The sequence below is a fragment of the Nitrososphaerota archaeon genome, from assembly GCA_029785825.1.
Lineage (GTDB): Archaea > Thermoproteota > Nitrososphaeria > Nitrososphaerales > Gagatemarchaeaceae > UBA183.
The window spans coordinates 181,910-198,002 of record JAFLYY010000001.1; the positions used below are offsets into that span (position 1 = coordinate 181,910).

The 16,093-nt window shown below is 63.1% G+C and carries 14 protein-coding genes and 1 tRNA gene; 9 read left to right on the forward strand and 6 right to left on the reverse strand.

The window, feature by feature from the left end:
• Window positions 1-36: 36 nt before the first annotated feature.
• Window positions 37-339 carry a 50S ribosomal protein P1 gene (locus JRN21_00980; GenBank protein MDG6987884.1) on the reverse strand — a complete coding sequence of 101 codons (303 nt, stop codon included), beginning with the start codon at window positions 337-339 and terminating at the stop codon, window positions 37-39.
• A gap of 278 nt (window positions 340-617) precedes the next feature.
• Between JRN21_00980 and JRN21_00985 the strand changes: the two genes are divergently transcribed.
• The 4 genes from JRN21_00985 to JRN21_01000 all read left to right on the forward strand — a co-directional run bounded on the left by JRN21_00985 (window position 618) and on the right by JRN21_01000 (window position 8,216).
• A complete protein-coding gene (locus JRN21_00985) occupies window positions 618-3,347 on the forward strand; it encodes an alanine--tRNA ligase (GenBank protein MDG6987885.1) in 2,730 nt (909 codons plus the stop codon).
• Complete coding sequence (gene leuS, locus JRN21_00990; protein ID MDG6987886.1) at window positions 3,344-6,184, forward strand: leucine--tRNA ligase; 2,841 nt, start codon at window positions 3,344-3,346, stop codon at window positions 6,182-6,184. Before JRN21_00985 ends, leuS begins: the two co-directional genes overlap by 4 nt.
• Window positions 6,185-6,310: 126 nt before the next feature.
• Window positions 6,311-7,213 (forward strand): hypothetical protein, encoded by a 903-nt coding sequence (locus tag JRN21_00995; protein MDG6987887.1) that lies wholly within the window; start codon window positions 6,311-6,313, stop codon window positions 7,211-7,213.
• Between the two features lie 91 nt (window positions 7,214-7,304).
• Entirely contained in the window at window positions 7,305-8,216 is a 912-nt protein-coding gene (locus JRN21_01000; GenBank protein ID MDG6987888.1) for a methylated-DNA--[protein]-cysteine S-methyltransferase, read from the forward strand.
• A gap of 2 nt (window positions 8,217-8,218) precedes the next feature.
• Here JRN21_01000 and JRN21_01005 read toward each other — a convergent pair whose 3' ends face one another.
• Window positions 8,219-8,500 carry a hypothetical protein gene (locus JRN21_01005; GenBank protein MDG6987889.1) on the reverse strand — a complete coding sequence of 94 codons (282 nt, stop codon included), beginning with the start codon at window positions 8,498-8,500 and terminating at the stop codon, window positions 8,219-8,221.
• A 103-nt stretch (window positions 8,501-8,603) separates the two neighbouring features.
• Here JRN21_01005 and JRN21_01010 point away from each other — a divergent pair, with 103 nt between their 5' ends.
• From JRN21_01010 to argF, 3 genes are read left to right on the forward strand one after another with little or no spacing between them, the layout of a single operon-like run.
• Window positions 8,604-8,813: a hypothetical protein gene (locus JRN21_01010; protein ID MDG6987890.1), complete on the forward strand. Its 210-nt coding sequence runs from the start codon at window positions 8,604-8,606 to the stop codon at window positions 8,811-8,813.
• Between the two features lie 55 nt (window positions 8,814-8,868).
• On the forward strand, window positions 8,869-9,045 hold the full coding sequence (locus JRN21_01015; GenBank protein MDG6987891.1) for a hypothetical protein: 177 nt from the start codon (window positions 8,869-8,871) through the stop codon (window positions 9,043-9,045).
• Between the two features lie 51 nt (window positions 9,046-9,096).
• The gene (argF, locus tag JRN21_01020) at window positions 9,097-10,029 is read left to right on the forward strand and encodes an ornithine carbamoyltransferase (protein MDG6987892.1); all 933 of its coding nucleotides are present in this window, start codon (window positions 9,097-9,099) and stop codon (window positions 10,027-10,029) included.
• A gap of 7 nt (window positions 10,030-10,036) precedes the next feature.
• On the opposite strand, the gene JRN21_01025 is transcribed toward argF, so the two are convergent.
• Together JRN21_01025 and JRN21_01030 are read right to left on the reverse strand one after the other, a co-directional pair.
• Window positions 10,037-11,506: an adenylosuccinate lyase gene (locus JRN21_01025; GenBank protein ID MDG6987893.1), complete on the reverse strand. Its 1,470-nt coding sequence runs from the start codon at window positions 11,504-11,506 to the stop codon at window positions 10,037-10,039.
• 79 nt (window positions 11,507-11,585) lie between these two features.
• Window positions 11,586-11,708: transfer RNA gene (locus tag JRN21_01030), tRNA-Arg, on the reverse strand.
• A gap of 107 nt (window positions 11,709-11,815) precedes the next feature.
• On the opposite strand from JRN21_01030, the gene glmM reads away from it, so the two are divergent.
• Window positions 11,816-13,183, forward strand: coding sequence for a phosphoglucosamine mutase (glmM, locus tag JRN21_01035; protein MDG6987894.1), 1,368 nt, complete (start codon window positions 11,816-11,818; stop codon window positions 13,181-13,183).
• Here the strand turns inward: glmM and thiL are convergent.
• The gene (gene thiL, locus JRN21_01040; protein MDG6987895.1) at window positions 13,175-14,089 is read right to left on the reverse strand and encodes a thiamine-phosphate kinase; all 915 of its coding nucleotides are present in this window, start codon (window positions 14,087-14,089) and stop codon (window positions 13,175-13,177) included. The genes glmM and thiL overlap by 9 nt on opposite strands.
• Before the next feature lie 34 nt (window positions 14,090-14,123).
• Entirely contained in the window at window positions 14,124-15,422 is a 1,299-nt protein-coding gene (locus JRN21_01045; protein MDG6987896.1) for a hypothetical protein, read from the reverse strand.
• 161 nt (window positions 15,423-15,583) lie between these two features.
• Between JRN21_01045 and JRN21_01050 the strand changes: the two genes are divergently transcribed.
• Window positions 15,584-16,081, forward strand: a complete 498-nt coding sequence (locus JRN21_01050) for a hypothetical protein (GenBank protein ID MDG6987897.1) — start codon at window positions 15,584-15,586, stop codon at window positions 16,079-16,081.
• The last annotated feature ends 12 nt before the right edge of the window (window positions 16,082-16,093 follow it).

Below are 16,093 nucleotides of genomic sequence, written 5' to 3' on the forward strand. Positions count from 1 at the left end.
ACATCCGGAAGAGACCCTGCGGATAGGTTTGAGCTTCTAGCCGAAGAGCGAAGCGAGACCCTGTAGGGCCTCTTCCTCCTTCTTCTCCTCTTCCTTTGGCTTCTCTTCAGCCTTAGCCGCCGGAGCGCCAGGTGCTGCCGCTGCCGCCGGAGCGGCGGCCATGGTGGCTGCGTTCTTCAGTGCCTCGTCGATGTTGACCTCACCGAGGGCAGAAGCGAGCGCCTTGATCTTCACTTCGTCCGGGGCCACACCGGTGGCCTTCACCACGCTGGTCAGGTTCTCCTCGTTGACCGGCTTCCTCAGCTTGTGCAGCAGGAGGGCCGCGTAAACGTACTCCATCTTGATTCGAGAACAGGCGACCTGCATTCCGTATTTAAGAGTTTGAGGCGGAAGAGTCGCCCGTTTCCTTCCTTGACGTCAGATCCGGCGACGCCCCCTGGTTCCCTGGCGACAGTCATGCACGTCTCCTCGGCAGGCTCCCTGGTGGAGACCCAGGAGGATGAGACGGAGGCGGCGCACGACGCTCGTCTAGGGCTACCTCCGAAACCACTTGGAGCGCGTTCCCAAGTTTATCTACTTCAGGGGGCGGACTCCAGAAAGGCAGAGAAACAGCGAGATTGAACGATAAGAAGCAGGCGCTGAAGGCAAAGTTCTCCTCCGACTACAAGAAGTACTACTATGTCGACCTCTTCAGGAGAGAGGGGTTCGTACGGAAGAAGTGCGAGAACTGCGGGAAGTTCTTCTGGACCCTCAAGCCCGAAAGAAAGCGCTGCGACGACCAGCCCTGCTCCCCATACTCGTTCATCGGAGACCCGCCCACTTCCAAGAAGCTAGGCTACGTCGAAGCCTGGAAGGCCGTCGAGTCCTTCTTCGCAAAGAACGGCCACACCATAGTGAAGCGCTACCCGGTCGTGAGCCGGTGGCGGCCCGACCTCTACTTCACGGTCGCTTCGATAATCGACTTCCAGAGGGTCGAAGGGGGGAAGGTGACCTTCTCCCTTCCTGCCAACCCGCTTGTGGTCCCTCAGATGTGCCTGAGGTTCAACGACGTCCCGATAGTCGGGCTCAGCGGGAGGCACGGGACCTCGTTCTGCATGATAGGCCAGACGGCCATCGCCAACCGGGAGGGCTACTGGAAGGACAGGACCATCGATCTCGACTTCGCCCTGCTCACGAAGACGTTCGGCATCCCCAAAGAAGAGATCTCCTTCAACGAGCAGGTCTGGCTGGGGTACGGCGCGTTCGGGTACTCCCTGGAATATCAGGTCCGGGGCCTGGAGACGGGGAACGCCGTCTTCACGGCGTTCGAAGGGAGCCCCGGGAAGTACGTCACTCTGAAGGAGCCCGTGGTGGACATGGGGGCGGGGCTCGAGCGGTTCACCTGGCTCACCCGGGGGACCCCTACCGCCTACGACTCGTACATGTCACCGGTCCTCAGGAGGATGATGGAGGACAATCACGTCGACTACGACACAGAGCTGTTCCAGAGGTATTCGCCCCTCGCAGGCGAGATCAACCTGGATGACTATCGCAACCTGGACGAAGCGAAGTCGAAGATAGCGAAGACCCTCGGGGTGGAGGCGTCGACCCTGTCAAGGCAGTTCGGCGCGCTGGAGGCCATGTATGCCATCGCAGACCACACCAGGACCCTCCTGTTCGCCGTGGCAGACGGCATGCTCCCGAGCAACTCCGGAGGCGGCTACAACCTGAGGATGATCTACCGGAGGGCGAGGAACTTCATCAACTACCACAAGTTCAAACTCCTTGTCCCCGACCTGATCGACTGGCACATCGCCCAGCTCAAGGAGATGTATCCCGAGCTCGCGGAGCACGGGCCGGACGTCAAGGAGGTCCTCGAGGTCGAGGAGTCCAGGTTCGTCTCATCGTCAGAAAGGGTCGCAAGGATAGTCTCTTCCCTTTCCGCCCAGGCGGGAGAGCTGACTGCCGACGACCTGGTGAAGCTCTACGACTCCGACGGCGTCACTCCGGAGCAGCTCATGGAGGCCGGCGCCAAGGTCGGCCCTTCCGAAGGGTTCTACGAGAAGGTCCAGGCGAGGCACATTACCCGGGAGCTCGAGGAGCCGGAGATGCAGTTCGACACCAAGAATGTCCCCCCGACCAAGCTCTGGTATTACGACGAGGAGTCCCCCTTCGACTTCCGGGCGAAGGTACTGAAGGTCTTCGAGGGGAAGTACGTCGTCCTCGACAGGACGGTCTTCTACCCGCGCGGCGGGGGGCAGGAGCCCGACAGGGGGACCATAGGGGCCGCGAAGGTCGTCGACATCGAGAAGTACGGGGACGTGGTCATCCACAAGGTCGAGGGGCGCCCCCCGAAGACGGGGACGACCGTGGAGTGCCATGTCGACCAGAGGCGGAGGAGGCGCGTCACCCAGATACACACCGCGACGCACATTGTGAACGGCTCGTCCCGCCAGGTCCTGGGTCCCTGGGTCTGGCAGCACTCCGCCTTCAAGGAGGAGGACTACGGGCGGATAGACATCACCCATTTCGCCCACCTCACCGAGGAACAGGTCCAGAAGATCGAGGACGTCGCCAACGAGGTGGTCAGGAAGGACCTGAAGGTGACCAATACCTTCATGCCCAGGCAGGATGCAGAGAAGAAGTATGGGTTCAGGCTCTATCAGGGAGGCGTGGTCCCAGGGAAGCTGGTCAGGGTGGTGAACATCGGAGGGTGGGACGTAGAGGCGTGCGGCGGGACCCACACGAAGACCACTGGAGAGGTGGGGCTCATCAAGATAGTCAAGGCGGAGCGGGTCCAGGACGGGGTGGAGAGGCTCGAGTTCGTCGCGGGCGAGGCTGCCATCGAGTACATGCACACCATGGACTCCGAGCTGAGGGAGCTCTCTGAGGTGTTGGGGACCCAGAGGGAGAACCTCCCAAGGGTGGCGAGGGGGGTGTTGGCCGACCTGGAGGGGTCACGGGCGCGCGAGAAGAGTCTGGGTGAACGCCTGGTTGATCTCTCGTCCGCGGGCGTCGCGTCCGGGGCGAAGACTCTCGGGAAGGCAAAGCTCTACGTCTCCAAGAACCCGTCTCTGGGAGAGGAACAGATTATTGCTCAGGGGCAGAAGAGCGTGGAAGAAGACCCTTCCCTGGTCTACCTGAGCATATTCTCCACAGGGAAGTCCGCAAGGGTCGTCTGCTTCGTCGGCCCCACAGCAAGACAGGAAGGGTTCTCGGCAGTCGAGGCGGTGAGGAAGGTCGCAGCTGTCCTCGGAGGATCAGGGGGCGGTTCTCCAGCCTTCGCCCAGGGGGGCGGCCCGAGGGTCGACATGGTGGACGCGGCCTCGTCGCTGGCGGAGAGCTTGACGCCGGCGGCCGCGAGTTGACAGCGATGTCCAGCAGGGAGAAGTACTGGCTGAAGGTATGGAGCGACAGGCGGGTCTTCGAGCCAGACCCCGTCCAGGGGAAGAAGAAGATGTTCGTGACCGTCCCCTTCCCGTACATGAACGCGGCCGTCCACGTGGGGACCGCGTTCACAGCCGCGAGGGTCGAGTTCTACGCCAGGTTCAGGCGGCTCCAGGGGTACAACGTCCTCTTCCCCTGGGCCTGGCACTGGACCGGCAAGACGATTGTGGGGATGAGCCAGAGGCTCAAGCAGGGGGACCCGGCCGCCCGCCGGACGTTCGTTGAGGTCGACGGGGTCCCCGAGAAGGAGGTCGAGAAGTTCACGGACCCCGAGTACCTGGCGTCCTACTACACGAAGGCGAGCCGCCAGGTGATGAAGGACACAGGCTTCTCCATCGACTGGAGGCGGGAGTTCAGGACCGTCGACCCGGCGTTCAGGAAGTTCGTGGAGTGGCAGTACCTCCGCCTCAGGGAGATGGGGTACGTCGTCCAGGGGACCCACCCCGTGGTCTGGTGCCCCTTCGACAAGAGCCCCACAGGGGACCACGACAGGATGGAAGGAGAAGGGGTGTCCCCGGAGGAGTTCACTCTGATCAAGTTCCACCTGGGCGAGTGGGCGCTGGCGGCCGCCACCCTCAGGCCAGAGACGATCTATGGGGCGACCAACGTCTGGGTCAACCCCGACGCGGAGTACAGCGAGGCAAGAGTAGACGGGGAGCTCTGGGTGGTCAGCTCCTCAGCCCTCACCAGGCTCGCCGAGCAGAAGCACGACGTGGTACCGGTCCGCTCCTTCAAGGGGTCGGAGCTCCTGGGGAGGTATGCCATGGCCCCCCTGACTGGGAAAGCCCTCCCTGTCCTCCCAGCCCGGTTCGTCGACGACTCGCTGGCCACAGGGGTGGTGTACAGCGTCCCGGCCCACGCCCCCTACGACTACGTCGCCCTCAGGGACATCCAGCAGGGCAAAGTCGAAGCAGGGAGACAGATCAAGGAAATCGCCGACAAGCTGGTGCCCATCCCGATTCTCACGCTCAAAGGATACTCCCAGATCCCGGCCAGGGACGCGGTGGAAAAGATGGGCATCGCCGACTCCGCTGACCCGCGCCTCGAAGCCGCCACCTCCGAGATATACAAGGCTGAGTTCCACGGCGGGGTCCTCACCCAGGCGTCGGGGCCGCTGGCGGGGCTGACCGTGGCGGAGGCCAAGCCGAAGTCTATCGAGCTCCTCGCCAAGACGGAGCGCCTCGCCAAGATGTTCGTCCTCCCGGAGAAGGTGGTCTGCAGGTGCGGAAACAGGTGCTACGTGAAGATACTGGAGAACCAGTGGTTCCTCAACTACTCGAACCCCGAGTGGAAGGCGAAGGCGAGGGAGGTCGTCGAGAAGGCCGCGGTGTTCCCGGAAGACGCCAGGCAGTGGTTCTACTCGACCATAGAATGGCTCAACGACTGGCCCTGCGCCAGGCGCTCGGGGATGGGGACGAAGCTCCCCTGGGACAAAGAGTGGATAGTCGAGACGCTGAGCGACTCGACCATCTATATGGCCTACTACACCCTGAGCAAGTTCGTCAACCTGGAGAAGGTCGGCCCCGACCACCTGACCCCCGAAGTCCTCGACTACGTCTTCTTCGGAAAGGGAAACCCGGCCAGCTTGGCGAAGTCGGTGAAGACTACAGACAAGCGGCTGAGGCAGCTCAGGGAAGAGTTCACGTACTGGTATCCCGTCGACCTGCGCAACTCGGCCAAGGAGCTCATCCCCAACCACCTGACGTTCTTCGCGTTCCATCACGCCGCGTTCTTCCCGGAGAGGCAGTGGCCCAGGGGGTTCGGCATCAACGGCATGATCCTCGTCGAAGGGAAGAAGATGAGCAAGACCAAGGGGAACTTCGTCACCTGGAAGGGCGCCCTGGAGAAGTACGGGGCGGACGGCTTCAGGCTGGCCCTGGCGCTCACCGCCGACGGCATGGACGACGCCGACTGGCGAGGGAGGGCGGCGGAAGACGCGAAGGGGAAGGTCGAGGCCCTGATCCCCTTCGTGAAGAAGACCCTGAAATCGGCCGAAGCGAGGCCGGAGAACGAACTCGATTCCTGGCTGGTCTCCACCGTCCATAGAAGGATAGCCACGACGACTGAGGCGATGGAAGCGCTGAAGGTCAGGCGTGCGGCAGCCACCGTCTACCTGGATGTCTGGAACGACATCAGGTACTACCTCCACAGGGCCGGGAAGCCGCGGAGGCAGACCCTGACGGACGTCTTCGGGGCCTGGGTCAGGATGATATCCCCGTTCACCCCCTTCGTCGCCGAGGACCTGAACCATGAGCTCGGAGGAAAGGGGCTGGCCAGCCAGGCGGACTGGCCGGCTCTGAAGGACTTCCCCCTCGACGAAGGGGCTGAGCTCGCGGAGTGGGTTCTGGGCAGGGTGACCGAAGACGCGAGGAACGTCCTGAACGTGGTCAAGGGGCCCAGGTCGAAGCTGAACGTCTACGTCGCCTCAGACCAGGCGAAGAGCTACTTCTTCGAGCTGGCCGCGGCGAAGCAGAAGAAGGAGAGCGTCGGGCAGGTGGTCAAGAAGTATTCGAGCCTGAAGATACAGCCCGACCGCGTCTTCAAGCTGTTCTATGAGATCGGTGAAGAAGCCCTGGCAAAGGTCGCGGCGCACAGGGGTTTCGACGAGTTCGCCACCCTCTCGGAGGCTTCTGGTTTCATCTCGAAGGAGTTGGGCATAAGCGTCGTCGTGCAAAAGTCGGGGGCTAGTGCCATCCACGACCCAGGCGGCAAGGCCAAGGACGCCCTTCCCACCAAGCCGGCCCTCTACCTGGAGTGAACCCGGCTCAGGACGGAAAGGGTGTCAGGGTCGTCGGCCTAGCCGCCGATCCTATGCATCATCCAGACCCTCCCGCTCCCGACAGGCGCTCATGGTTCATATACGGGGGTCAGGCGCGCACGCTCCATGTCGTCTGGCGACGCGGACCTCAAGGAGATCGCGCGGACCAGGATGTCAGACGAGTGGTCGGACTACACGCTCTACGAGAAGCTGTCGAGGACGGTCAGCGCAGCGAGCCCCTTCTCAGAAGTTCTGAAGTCCCTCTCTGCCACCGAGCACAAGCATTACGAGTTCTGGAGCAGGTACGTCCCTGGCGAAAAGCCGAAGCTGGCCAAGGCAAAGCTGTACTGGATCCTCTTCCTGAGGAGGTTCCTGGGGCTGACGTTCGCGACGAGGTATCTCGACAGGCACGAGCAGAACGTGGTAGGCGAATATCAGGGGCTCGAGAAGCTGATCCCGGAGCCCGACAAGGCTGCCTTCAACGAGATGGTAGCCGACGAGAGGGATCATGAGAAGGCGTTCGCGATGAAGGTAGAGAGCTCAGCCGTACGATACATCTCGTTCATCGTGCTCGGGCTCGCCGACGCCCTGGTCGAAATCTCCGGGATACATGCCGGCTCCCTCGGCTTCTATGACAGGACTGAGATTGCGGGGCTCGCCGGGGTGATTGCAGGAGCGGCCGCCTCGCTCGCCATGGCGTCTGCCGCCTTCGCCCAGGCCAAGCAGGGGGAGTTCGAGGGGTCGGCAAGGCTGAGCGCAGTCTACACGGGGGCATCGTACTTCATCACAGCGATCATACTCGCCACCCCGTACTTTCTGACCGCCAACATGGTGTTCGCGATCTCGGCCTCCCTCTCGCTCGCAGTCGTCATCCTTGTCGTGACGACCTGGTACAGCGTCGTCATCCAGCAGAAGTCCTTCCTGAGGGACTTCCTGGAGATCCTGATGATACTTTTCGGGACCACCATAGCGCTCTACGCCTTCGGATACTTCATCCACGGTGCCCTTCCAGGCATCCAGGTGACCTAGGAGACCGCACAGTTCCGCCCGAGCTTCTGGCTTCAGCAAGATTCCGACAAACGTCTTATTACTGAAGGGCGCGCGACGGCGGTAGAGAAGATTGCAGCAGGCGGTCCTCGTTTCCGGTGTCCGGACGCACAAGGCCGAGCTGGTGAAGAGGGTCTGCGACTATCTGAGGGAGAACTCGGCTTCAAAGCTCACGCTCAGGAGCCTCGGTGACGAGTTCGGCCTGAGCCCGTTTCACCTTCAGAGGGTCTTCACCGGAGTGATGGGGATGTCCCCGCGGAGGTACTTGGAACAGTACAGGCTCAACGAGCTCCGGTCGCGTTTGTCCAAAGGGGAGCCCGTCCTGGGTGCGCTCCGGAGCACGGGGTACTCCGCCCAGAGCTGGCTCTATGAAGACTCCCGGAAGAGGCTGGGGATGACGCCGGCCACCTACAGGAAAGGGGGAAAAGGGACGGACGTCGGATATGCCATCGGGGACTCTTCTCTGGGGCGGCTGCTGGTCGCGACGACCGAGCATGGGGTATGCTCGGTGAAGGCTGGGAGAGGGGACGACGAGCTCCTGAGGGCGTTGCTCCGGGAGTTCCCCAAAGCCAGGATAGCGAAGTCTACCAGGGCAGTGAGCTACCTCGCTTCCCTCCAGGCTCACCTGGAAGGGCAGAGCGCGAGGTTCCCTCTCGACGTGAGGGGTACCGACTTTCAGATGCGGGTCTGGTCGGCCATCCGCAGCATACCTTTCGGCGAGACCAGGTCATACTTCGAGGTCGCAAAGATGGTCGGGGAGCCACGGGCTGTCAGGGCCGTGGCCAACGCCTGCGCTTCGAACCCCGTCCCGCTGATAGTCCCATGCCACCGGGTCATAAGGAAAGACGGCAGCCTCGGCGGCTACGGGCTCGGAGTAGGGCGCAAGAAGGCACTCCTCAAGAAAGAGAGCTCGCTGGCTGCGAACCGCAGACGAGGCAGTCGAGCCCGAGGAGCGCCACGGCATACGCCGGCCTGGTCGTCCTGAGCCTAGTCTGAGGGATGGCTTTCGTGGCCGTCAAGGTCGTGGTGGCCGAGATGTCTCCGGTCAACCTGGCGCTGATGCGATGGCTCGTCGCCAGCGTCCCGTTCCTCGCGCTGTTTCCGTTCATCGGGAGGCCCAAGACCCGCTTCGAACGGAAGGACGTCCCCCGGCTCCCCGTCGTCGCGCTGGCCAACGTGGCCGGACACCGCATTTTCCCTGAACTGCGCGGAGACGACCCTGTCTGCCGGGCTGTCTGCTCTCCTTATCGCCTTCGGGCCGATCTTCATCGTGGTCCTCTAGTACCTCCTTCTCAGCGAGAAGGCGGGCCGGAAGACCATTCTCGGGCTCGCGCTCGCGATCGCCGGGACGGCGGTCCTTTCCATCGGGTCGGTGAGCGCGACGGACTTCGCTTCCTTCGCCGGGGTCTTCGAGGCGCTGGTCACCGCCCTGTGCTACGCTCTCTTCGCCGTGCTAGGGAAGCCTCTCGTCCAGAAGTACGGCTCGGCCTTCACCACGATCATGGCGGGGCTTATGGAGACGGCGATGATGACCCCGCTCATCTCAGGACGCTTCTTCAGCCAGGCGACGTCTCTTTTTTGACGGCTGAACCGGGGTCCTCTATCTGGGGCTCCTCAGCACGGTCTTCGGATATCTGATGTTCTATGAACTGACGAGCCACGGCGCGGTCTCGAGACTCTCCATCCAGCTCTACCTCATACCAGTCGTCAGCATCGTCGGAAGGGCGGCCCCGCTGTCGGAGCCTGTCACCGCGCCAGTGGTGGTCGGAGGGGCGATGATACTAGCCGCAGTCGCGGTCACCACTTGGAAATGAACCTCCCCTCCGGTATAACTTCATCTATCAGGCTGAGGGAGCGGCGAGCCCATGGCCGAAACGAGGAGCTTCCTTTCGGTCTCAGACCTGTCGCCGTCCGACGCTGAGGTTCTCATAGCGCGGTCTGGGGAACTGAAGGCACGGATGAAGGCGCTGAGGCCCCCTCCGACTCTGAAGGGGGTCGCGGTGGGACTCCTGTTCGAGAAGCCCTCGACCCGCACGAGGACCAGCTTCGAAGTCGCTGCCATAAAGCTCGGCGGGGATCCGCTCTACCTGTCCGCCAACGAACTCCAGTTGAGCAGAGGGGAGCCGGTCAAAGACACCGCACGGATACTGGGGGGCTACCTCGACGTGATAGTCGGAAGGGTGAACTCCCATGACACGCTTGTCCAGCTCGCGGAGCACTCGGGAAGACCCGTCGTCAACGCCTTGAGCGACGCAGAACACCCCACGCAGGCTCTGAGCGACCTCTTCACGGTCAGGGAGTTCAGGGGGAAGCTGCGCGGTCTTACCATGGCGTACATTGGTGACGGCAACAACGTCTGCAACTCCCTCATCCTGGGAGGCGCTCTGACAGGCCTCAATGTGACGGTCTCCTGCCCGGACGGATACGAGCCCGACCGTTCTGTCGTTGGCACTGCGAAAGCGCTGGCAAAGAAGACCAGCGCCGAGCTGGCGATCGTCCGGGACCCGAAGAGGGCGGTGGCAGACGCCGACGTAGTCTACACAGACGTCTGGGTGAGCATGGGAGACGAAAAGGAAGAGAAGGAGCGCCTCCGTGACTTCAGGGGGTATCAGGTAAACTCCGGGCTCATGAAAGCCGCCCCCAAAGAAGCGGTCGTCATGCACTGCCTCCCGGCCCATCGCGGCCTTGAGATCACCGACGATGTCATCGAGGGGGAGCGGTCCCTGGCCTGGCGGCAAGGCGAGAACAAGCTTTTCGGCGCTGCAGCGACTTTGGAGTTCGTCGCCGGGAAGAGGTAGGGTCTCTTCAGCGCGCCGCCCGCCGACTTCGGGCTCCGCCCGCCAACAGCGGGTCGAGGACATCCCTCACGAACTTCTCGCTCCTCGATTCCGCCAGGCCCGTGTATCTCTTCGGATCCATCAGGGCATGCACCTCCGATGGTGCAAGCCGTGACGAGACCGCCTTGTCCTCAGAGAGGAGTCTCTCGATGGGGTTCTGCCTCCCTTTCGACACCTCACCCCAAGCTATCTTCGACTTCTTACGGATGAGCTCGTGGAGCCTCTGTCTGTCCCCGCCTTGCCTGGCCAGTCTCATCAGAACGGCCTCTGTCCCCGCGAACGGGCCATATGTTTCCAGGTTCCTCCTGATCATGGCTGGATGGACGACCATGCCCGAGGCCAACTTCAGGTAGATGGTCAGGCACTCGTCGATCGCCAAGAAGGCTTCAGGGATCGCAACGCGCCTTGAAGCCGAGTCGTCGAGGGTCCTCTCGAGGATGCTGCTGGCAGCGTTCGCGAAGGCGACCTGAGGCAGGGCGGACACGAAGCGCGCGAGGGAGCACATCCTCTCGGCCATCACAGGGTTGCGCTTGAACGGCATGGCGCTGGAGCCTACCTGAAGGTCTCCCATCGGCTCCGAGAGCTCCCCGAACGCAGGAGACTGCATGACCCGAAGGTCCACCCCGAACTTGTGGCAGCTTTGGGCGACCGAGGCGAGGCAGGAAAGCACAAGGTAGTCCACCTTCCGCGGGTAGGTCTGTCCGGACACCGGGAACGCCTCAAGTCCAAGATCCCGCATCACCTTCACTTCGAGCTCTTCGGCCAGCCGGTCGCTCCCCAGGAGGGCCTTGTAGCTTGCAGAAGTCCCCACCGCCCCCTTGATCCCCTTCCCCTTCAGGAAGATGGCGCCTACCGACTCGACCATCATTATGTCGAGCGCCAAATCCTGGGCGTATGACGCGAACCTGTACCCGAGGGTGGTGGGTTCAGCAGGCTGCAGATGGGTCCAGGCCATGCAGGGGGTCCCTTTGTATTCGACAATCTTCGCCCGGATAGCCCTCAGGCAGTCTCTGAGGCGCGACCCCGCCAGGTCCATCGCCTTCCTGTAGATCACGATGTCAGCGTTGTCCTCGATATCAGCAGACGTCGCCCCCAGGTGCAGCTTCCCTCCTCCTTTCTTCGCTTGCGTGGCGAACGTCCTGAGCTCAGCGAACAGGTCATGGCCGATCCTCTTCTCCAACCCGTGCGCTGCCGCCAAGTCGATGTGCTCCCTCCCACTGACTGACCGTATCCCGTTGAGCTCGTCCAGGCTCAGCAACCCCATCTCCTCCTCCGCCTTCGCGAGGGCGACCCAGGTCTTCCTCCAGGCTGCGCGCCTTTCGACCTCCGAGAAGAGCGCCCTCATCTCTCCGGACCCGTACCTCCAGGTGAACGGGGAAAGGTACCCTTCCCACCCTGAGCCTGGGTCCGTCCCACCCCTGCGTCCCTTGTTCGGCATCTCGGATGGCCGCGGCTCCTCCCGGGGGCTAGTTATGCTTCCGCCCTCCCGGCGCCCGGCGGCATATGGATAGGATACGCGGGCCCGGTGCGATTTGAACGCACGACCTCTGCGAGCCAAGCTCACTACAGCTTAGAAGGCTCGGCGTGACGCTCTGCCGCGCTATCCGTATTCCGCTCGCCTGGATCTGCGCTACGGGCCCGACGCCACCGGACGGGGATTCGACATAAGCTTTGCCGCGGTCTCCCAGGTCGGTATAATCCATGGACAACTGGAAAGTTTTATCTGGTCAGGCGGCACCGAAGCGCGTTGGCCTCAACACAGCAACGGCTCTTCGGGACGAACGGGGTGAGGTTTGTCCCGGGAGTGTCGCACGACCTCGACTTCGTCATAGGTCTCAGCGAGTCCGTGGGCACCTACTTCGGCAGCGGAGAGATATTGGTGGGGCGGGATGGACGCCTCTCAGGCCCCGCGCTATCCAACGCAGCAGTGTCTGGGCTCCTCAGCTCCGGCCGGGACGTCGCCGAAGCCGGACTCGTGCCCACTCCGGCCCTTCAGTACGCCGTGAAAGCCATGGGGTTCAGGGGAGGGGTGATGGTCACGGCGTCGCACAACCCTGCCCAGTACAACGGGCTGAAGGTCTCGGGGCCCGACGGTGTCGAGATCCCCCGGCTGGACGAGCAGAGGATAGAGAAGATCTATTTCGAGAAGTCCCAGACCAAGGCAGACTGGAAGACCGTCGGGGTCTCCCGCCAGGAACCTTCCGTCGTCAGGGCCTACCAGAAAGGCGTCCTCTCCAGGGTCGACTCCAAGGCAGTGGCCGATCGGAAGTTCACCGTGGTGATGGACATCGGCAACGGGGCCCAGGCGGTGGCTGCCCCGTACATAGTCGAGGCCCTCGGCTGTAAGCTCATCACGATAAACTCCGTCGTGGACGGGAGCTTCCCGGGGCGAGGCCCGGAGCCCACGCCGGACACTCTGAAGGACCTCTCCGCGGCTGTGAAGGCGACAGGTGCAGACCTCGGAGTCGCCTACGACGGCGACGGGGACAGGTCAATGTTCTGCGACGAGGGGGGGCGGATACTGTGGGGTGACCAGAGCGGGAGCCTGGTCGCGGACTTCGTGCTCGAGAAGCACCAGGGCGGGACCGTGGTCACGTCGGTGGCCTCGAGCCAGGCGATCGAAGCAGTGGCGAAGAAGCGCGGCGCCAAGGTGCTGAGGACGAGGGTCGGGGCGGTCGAGATCGCGAGGACCATAATCGAACGGGACGCCGTCTTCGGCTTCGAGGAGAACGGCGGTTGCATCTACCGGCCCCACGTGCCCGTCAGGGACGGGGCGATGACCACTGCTCTGATGCTCGAGCTCCTGGCTAAGAGAGGGATGTCCTTCTCCAAGTTGCTCTCTTTCGTGGTCCCAAAGTACTACCAGGCAAAGACCAAGGTCGAGGTAAACCGCAAGAACGTGGACTCCCTGATGAAGGCCGTCGAAAGGCAGGCCAAGGGAGATGTAGAGCGGGTCGACGGGGTTAAGGTCTCGGCGGGAGACCGCTCATGGGTACTGGTCAGGCCCAGCGGGACCGAACCCATAGTGCGGATATTCGCCGAGGCAGAGACCCAGGAGGAGGCGGACCAGCTCGTGAAGAAGTTCGTCAAACTGGCGAAGACCGCATCAGCCTAGATGCGTCCAGCCTGCGTCTTTGATGGTCTTGCCTGACTTCGTCACCTTCCCCTTGCTGGCCGTAACCGCCCCAATCGCAAGGAGGGTTCCCCCAGCCCTTTCCGCCGCCCTGGTCGCCCTGCCGAGCTCTGAGCTGCTCACCGTCCCCACAATCGAGTACTCTTCGCCTCCTTCGAGGGCGAGTCGTTCGGGGTCAAGGCCGTTGGCCCTTGCGAAGCCTTCTACCCCCGCGGCGAAAGGCAACTCGTGCACCTCGAATCCGACCTTGCTCTCCCGGGCGAGGGTGTGGATACTCCTGGCCAAGCCGTCGCTGGAGTCCATGGAAGAAGAGAGGTAGGGGGCGAGCTCGAGCCCAAGCCTGAGGTTAGGGGCAGGCTCCAGCACGCTCCGCTTGGCCTCACGTGCGAATCCCTGGTCAGCCCTCGCGCCGCCCGACAGGATCTTCAGCCCTGCAGGGGGGAGGCCGAAGGGGCCGGTGACCACCAGCCTGTCCCCGGGAGCCGCCCCCTCCCGGGTGACCAGCCTGTCCCCGAACCCGACCAAAACGCAGTCGATGACCAACTCCTCCGCCTCGTTGGTGTCCCCTCCCACAAGGCGGACCCCCCACGACCTCTCCGCGTCCCTGAACCCTAACCCCAGGCCGTCCACCTCTTCCTGGGTCACACCCTTCCTCAGTCCGAGCGACACCATGAACGAGTCCGGCTTCACCCCCTTCGCCGCGAAGTCGCTCACGCACATCGCCACCGCCTTCCTGGCGGCCTGTCTGTAGGTCATCCCCGGGGGGACGTCGGTGTGCTCGACCAGCATGTCGGCCTTCAGCACTACCTTGCCGCCTCTCGAAGGGATGACAGCTACGTCGTCGCCTATCCTGGCGTACCCTGCGGGGGTTCTCCCTGCCTTGCCCACTATGGACCGGATGACCTCCAGTTCGTCCGGCGTGCTATCTGCTCAACCCCTTCACCCTTTTCGCGAAGGATTCCGCCAGGCTGGCGGCCCTGGCAGGCGAGCCGGCTTCCGCCGACACCCTGACCACATCTTCGGTCCCGGACGGCCTGATGAGAACCCAGGACTTCTGAGGGAGGGCAACCTTGAGGCCGTCTGTGGTGTCGGTCTCGTCGTACTCGCGCGCGAGCTTCTTCATCGCCTTCAGGGCCTCCGCCCTCTGCAGCTGAAGGGCGACCCTCTCCTGGTGATAGACCGGGACCGACCTGTAGAAGCCCCGTCCGCGCGCCTTCAGCTCCTGGATGATGGCGACTGCAGCAAGCATGGAGTCTCTGCAGTAGTTGAACGTCCCGTCGATCAGCCCCCCACTGCTCCCCTCGCCGCCCAGTCGCGCCCCGACCCGCTTCATGGCGCCTACGACGTTGGCCTCCCCGACCTTGGACCGTGTGACTCGGCACCCCGACTTCCCGGCCACGTCGTCCACCGCCTGGGTCGTGTCCATCGACACGACCACCTGCTTCTCCCCAGTCTCGGCGAGGAGCCTCGACAGCGCCAGCGTCAGCATGTAGTCCCCTGTCCTCTTCCTCCCCTCGGAGTCGACCACGACCAGCCTGTCTCCGTCGCAGTCGAACCCCAGCCCTATGTCACATCCCTTCGACTTCACCGTCCTCATGAGAAGGTCGAGGTCGTCGGCGACGGGGTCTATTCGGCGCGTGAATACCGACAGGGTGTCGTTGAGGGAGATCACGCGGCACCCGAGTTTAGACAGCAACGGGACGACGTGCGATATCGCCGCCCCTCCCCCCAGGTCGACCGCCACACTCACTCCTTCACATGTCCCCGCCCCGAACCTCTCGACGATATCGGCGACGTACCTGGGCGTCCCCGCGCCCCTCACAAGTCCCCCGGCGAACCCACCTCGGGACGCTTTCCCTCCGAGGACCGCTTCGAGGGTGCTTTCCCCGATCCCTGCCCCGTCGTCTATGAACTTCAGGCCGTTGAACTCCGGCTCGTTGTGGGACGCAGTCACCATCACGGCCGGGAGCTTTCTCATCCTGCTCTCCCTGAACAGGGCCGGGGTGGAGACGATGCCGTAGTCGAGGACTGTCGCCCCGAGGGACAGCAGCCCGGCCGCAGCCGACCGGCTCACGGCGGTCCCCGTGGTCCTGGAGTCTCTGGCCAGCAGGAACTCGTTGGAACCCATGGCGCGGCCGAAGTTGGCCGCGAACCTCGACACGTCCTCCATCGAAAGGTCCCTGTTGGGGATCCCCCTGATGCCACTGAGAGAGGCGATCAACCTGGCGCTCCCGTCCTGTCGTCCTCTCCGGCATAAGGTAAGCGTATCCCCGTCGTGTTCCTCCAGAGGGCTGCCTGCCCGTGTGAACCAATCTTCACCGGGGCAATACTACTTTTTGAGTTCAGGACTTTTGATTGCCTCGGGACTCTTTCTGGGTCAGCGTGCGTGTAAGGTCGTTCCGGGTGAAGAGGAGCGCCGGCGTCGGGGAGTACAAGCTCTCAGAGGTGTTCTCCGGACTGGAAGGGTCGGCGGCACTGTCGAAGGTCTTCGGCTCCAAGACGCAGATGTCCAAGATTCTGAAGCATCTGAAGCTCAGGGTGGAGAGGAACGACTCCGGGCTGTGGCTCGACAGGGACACCGGGACGATCTGCATCGGATCAAAACACCTCGCGACCGCCAAGAACGACTTCCTCTACCTCGACGTCATACACGTCCTTGTCCACGTCAGGCAGTTCCTCGAGGGGAAGGAGTTGTACGACCAGGCGTTCGAGTACGTAGACAGACCGACGGAACTGGAGGCCTACAGGACCACGGTGGCAGAGGCGCGGCGGGTCGGCATGGATGAGGGCGAGATCCTGAGATATCTGAGGATGGACGCCGCGGACGACTCCGAGCTGGGGAAGCTGATGGAAAAGATCGGCGTCAGGGTCAGACGCTGAATATCCCCGTTT

Bases quoted from the DNA above. Each gene is read 5' to 3' on its own strand.
- JRN21_00980 (MDG6987884.1), bottom strand. From the start codon at position 339: ATGGAGTACGTTTACGCGGCCCTCCTGCTGCACAAGCTGAGGAAGCCG.
- JRN21_01025 (MDG6987893.1), bottom strand. From the start codon at position 11,506: ATGCCGAACAAGGGACGCAGGGGTGGGACGGACCCAGGCTCAGGGTGG.
- JRN21_00995 (MDG6987887.1), top strand. From the start codon at position 6,311: ATGTCGTCTGGCGACGCGGACCTCAAGGAGATCGCGCGGACCAGGATG.
- JRN21_01015 (MDG6987891.1), top strand. From the start codon at position 8,869: ATGTTCTATGAACTGACGAGCCACGGCGCGGTCTCGAGACTCTCCATC.
- JRN21_01005 (MDG6987889.1), bottom strand. From the start codon at position 8,500: ATGAAGATCGGCCCGAAGGCGATAAGGAGAGCAGACAGCCCGGCAGAC.
- argF (MDG6987892.1), top strand. From the start codon at position 9,097: ATGGCCGAAACGAGGAGCTTCCTTTCGGTCTCAGACCTGTCGCCGTCC.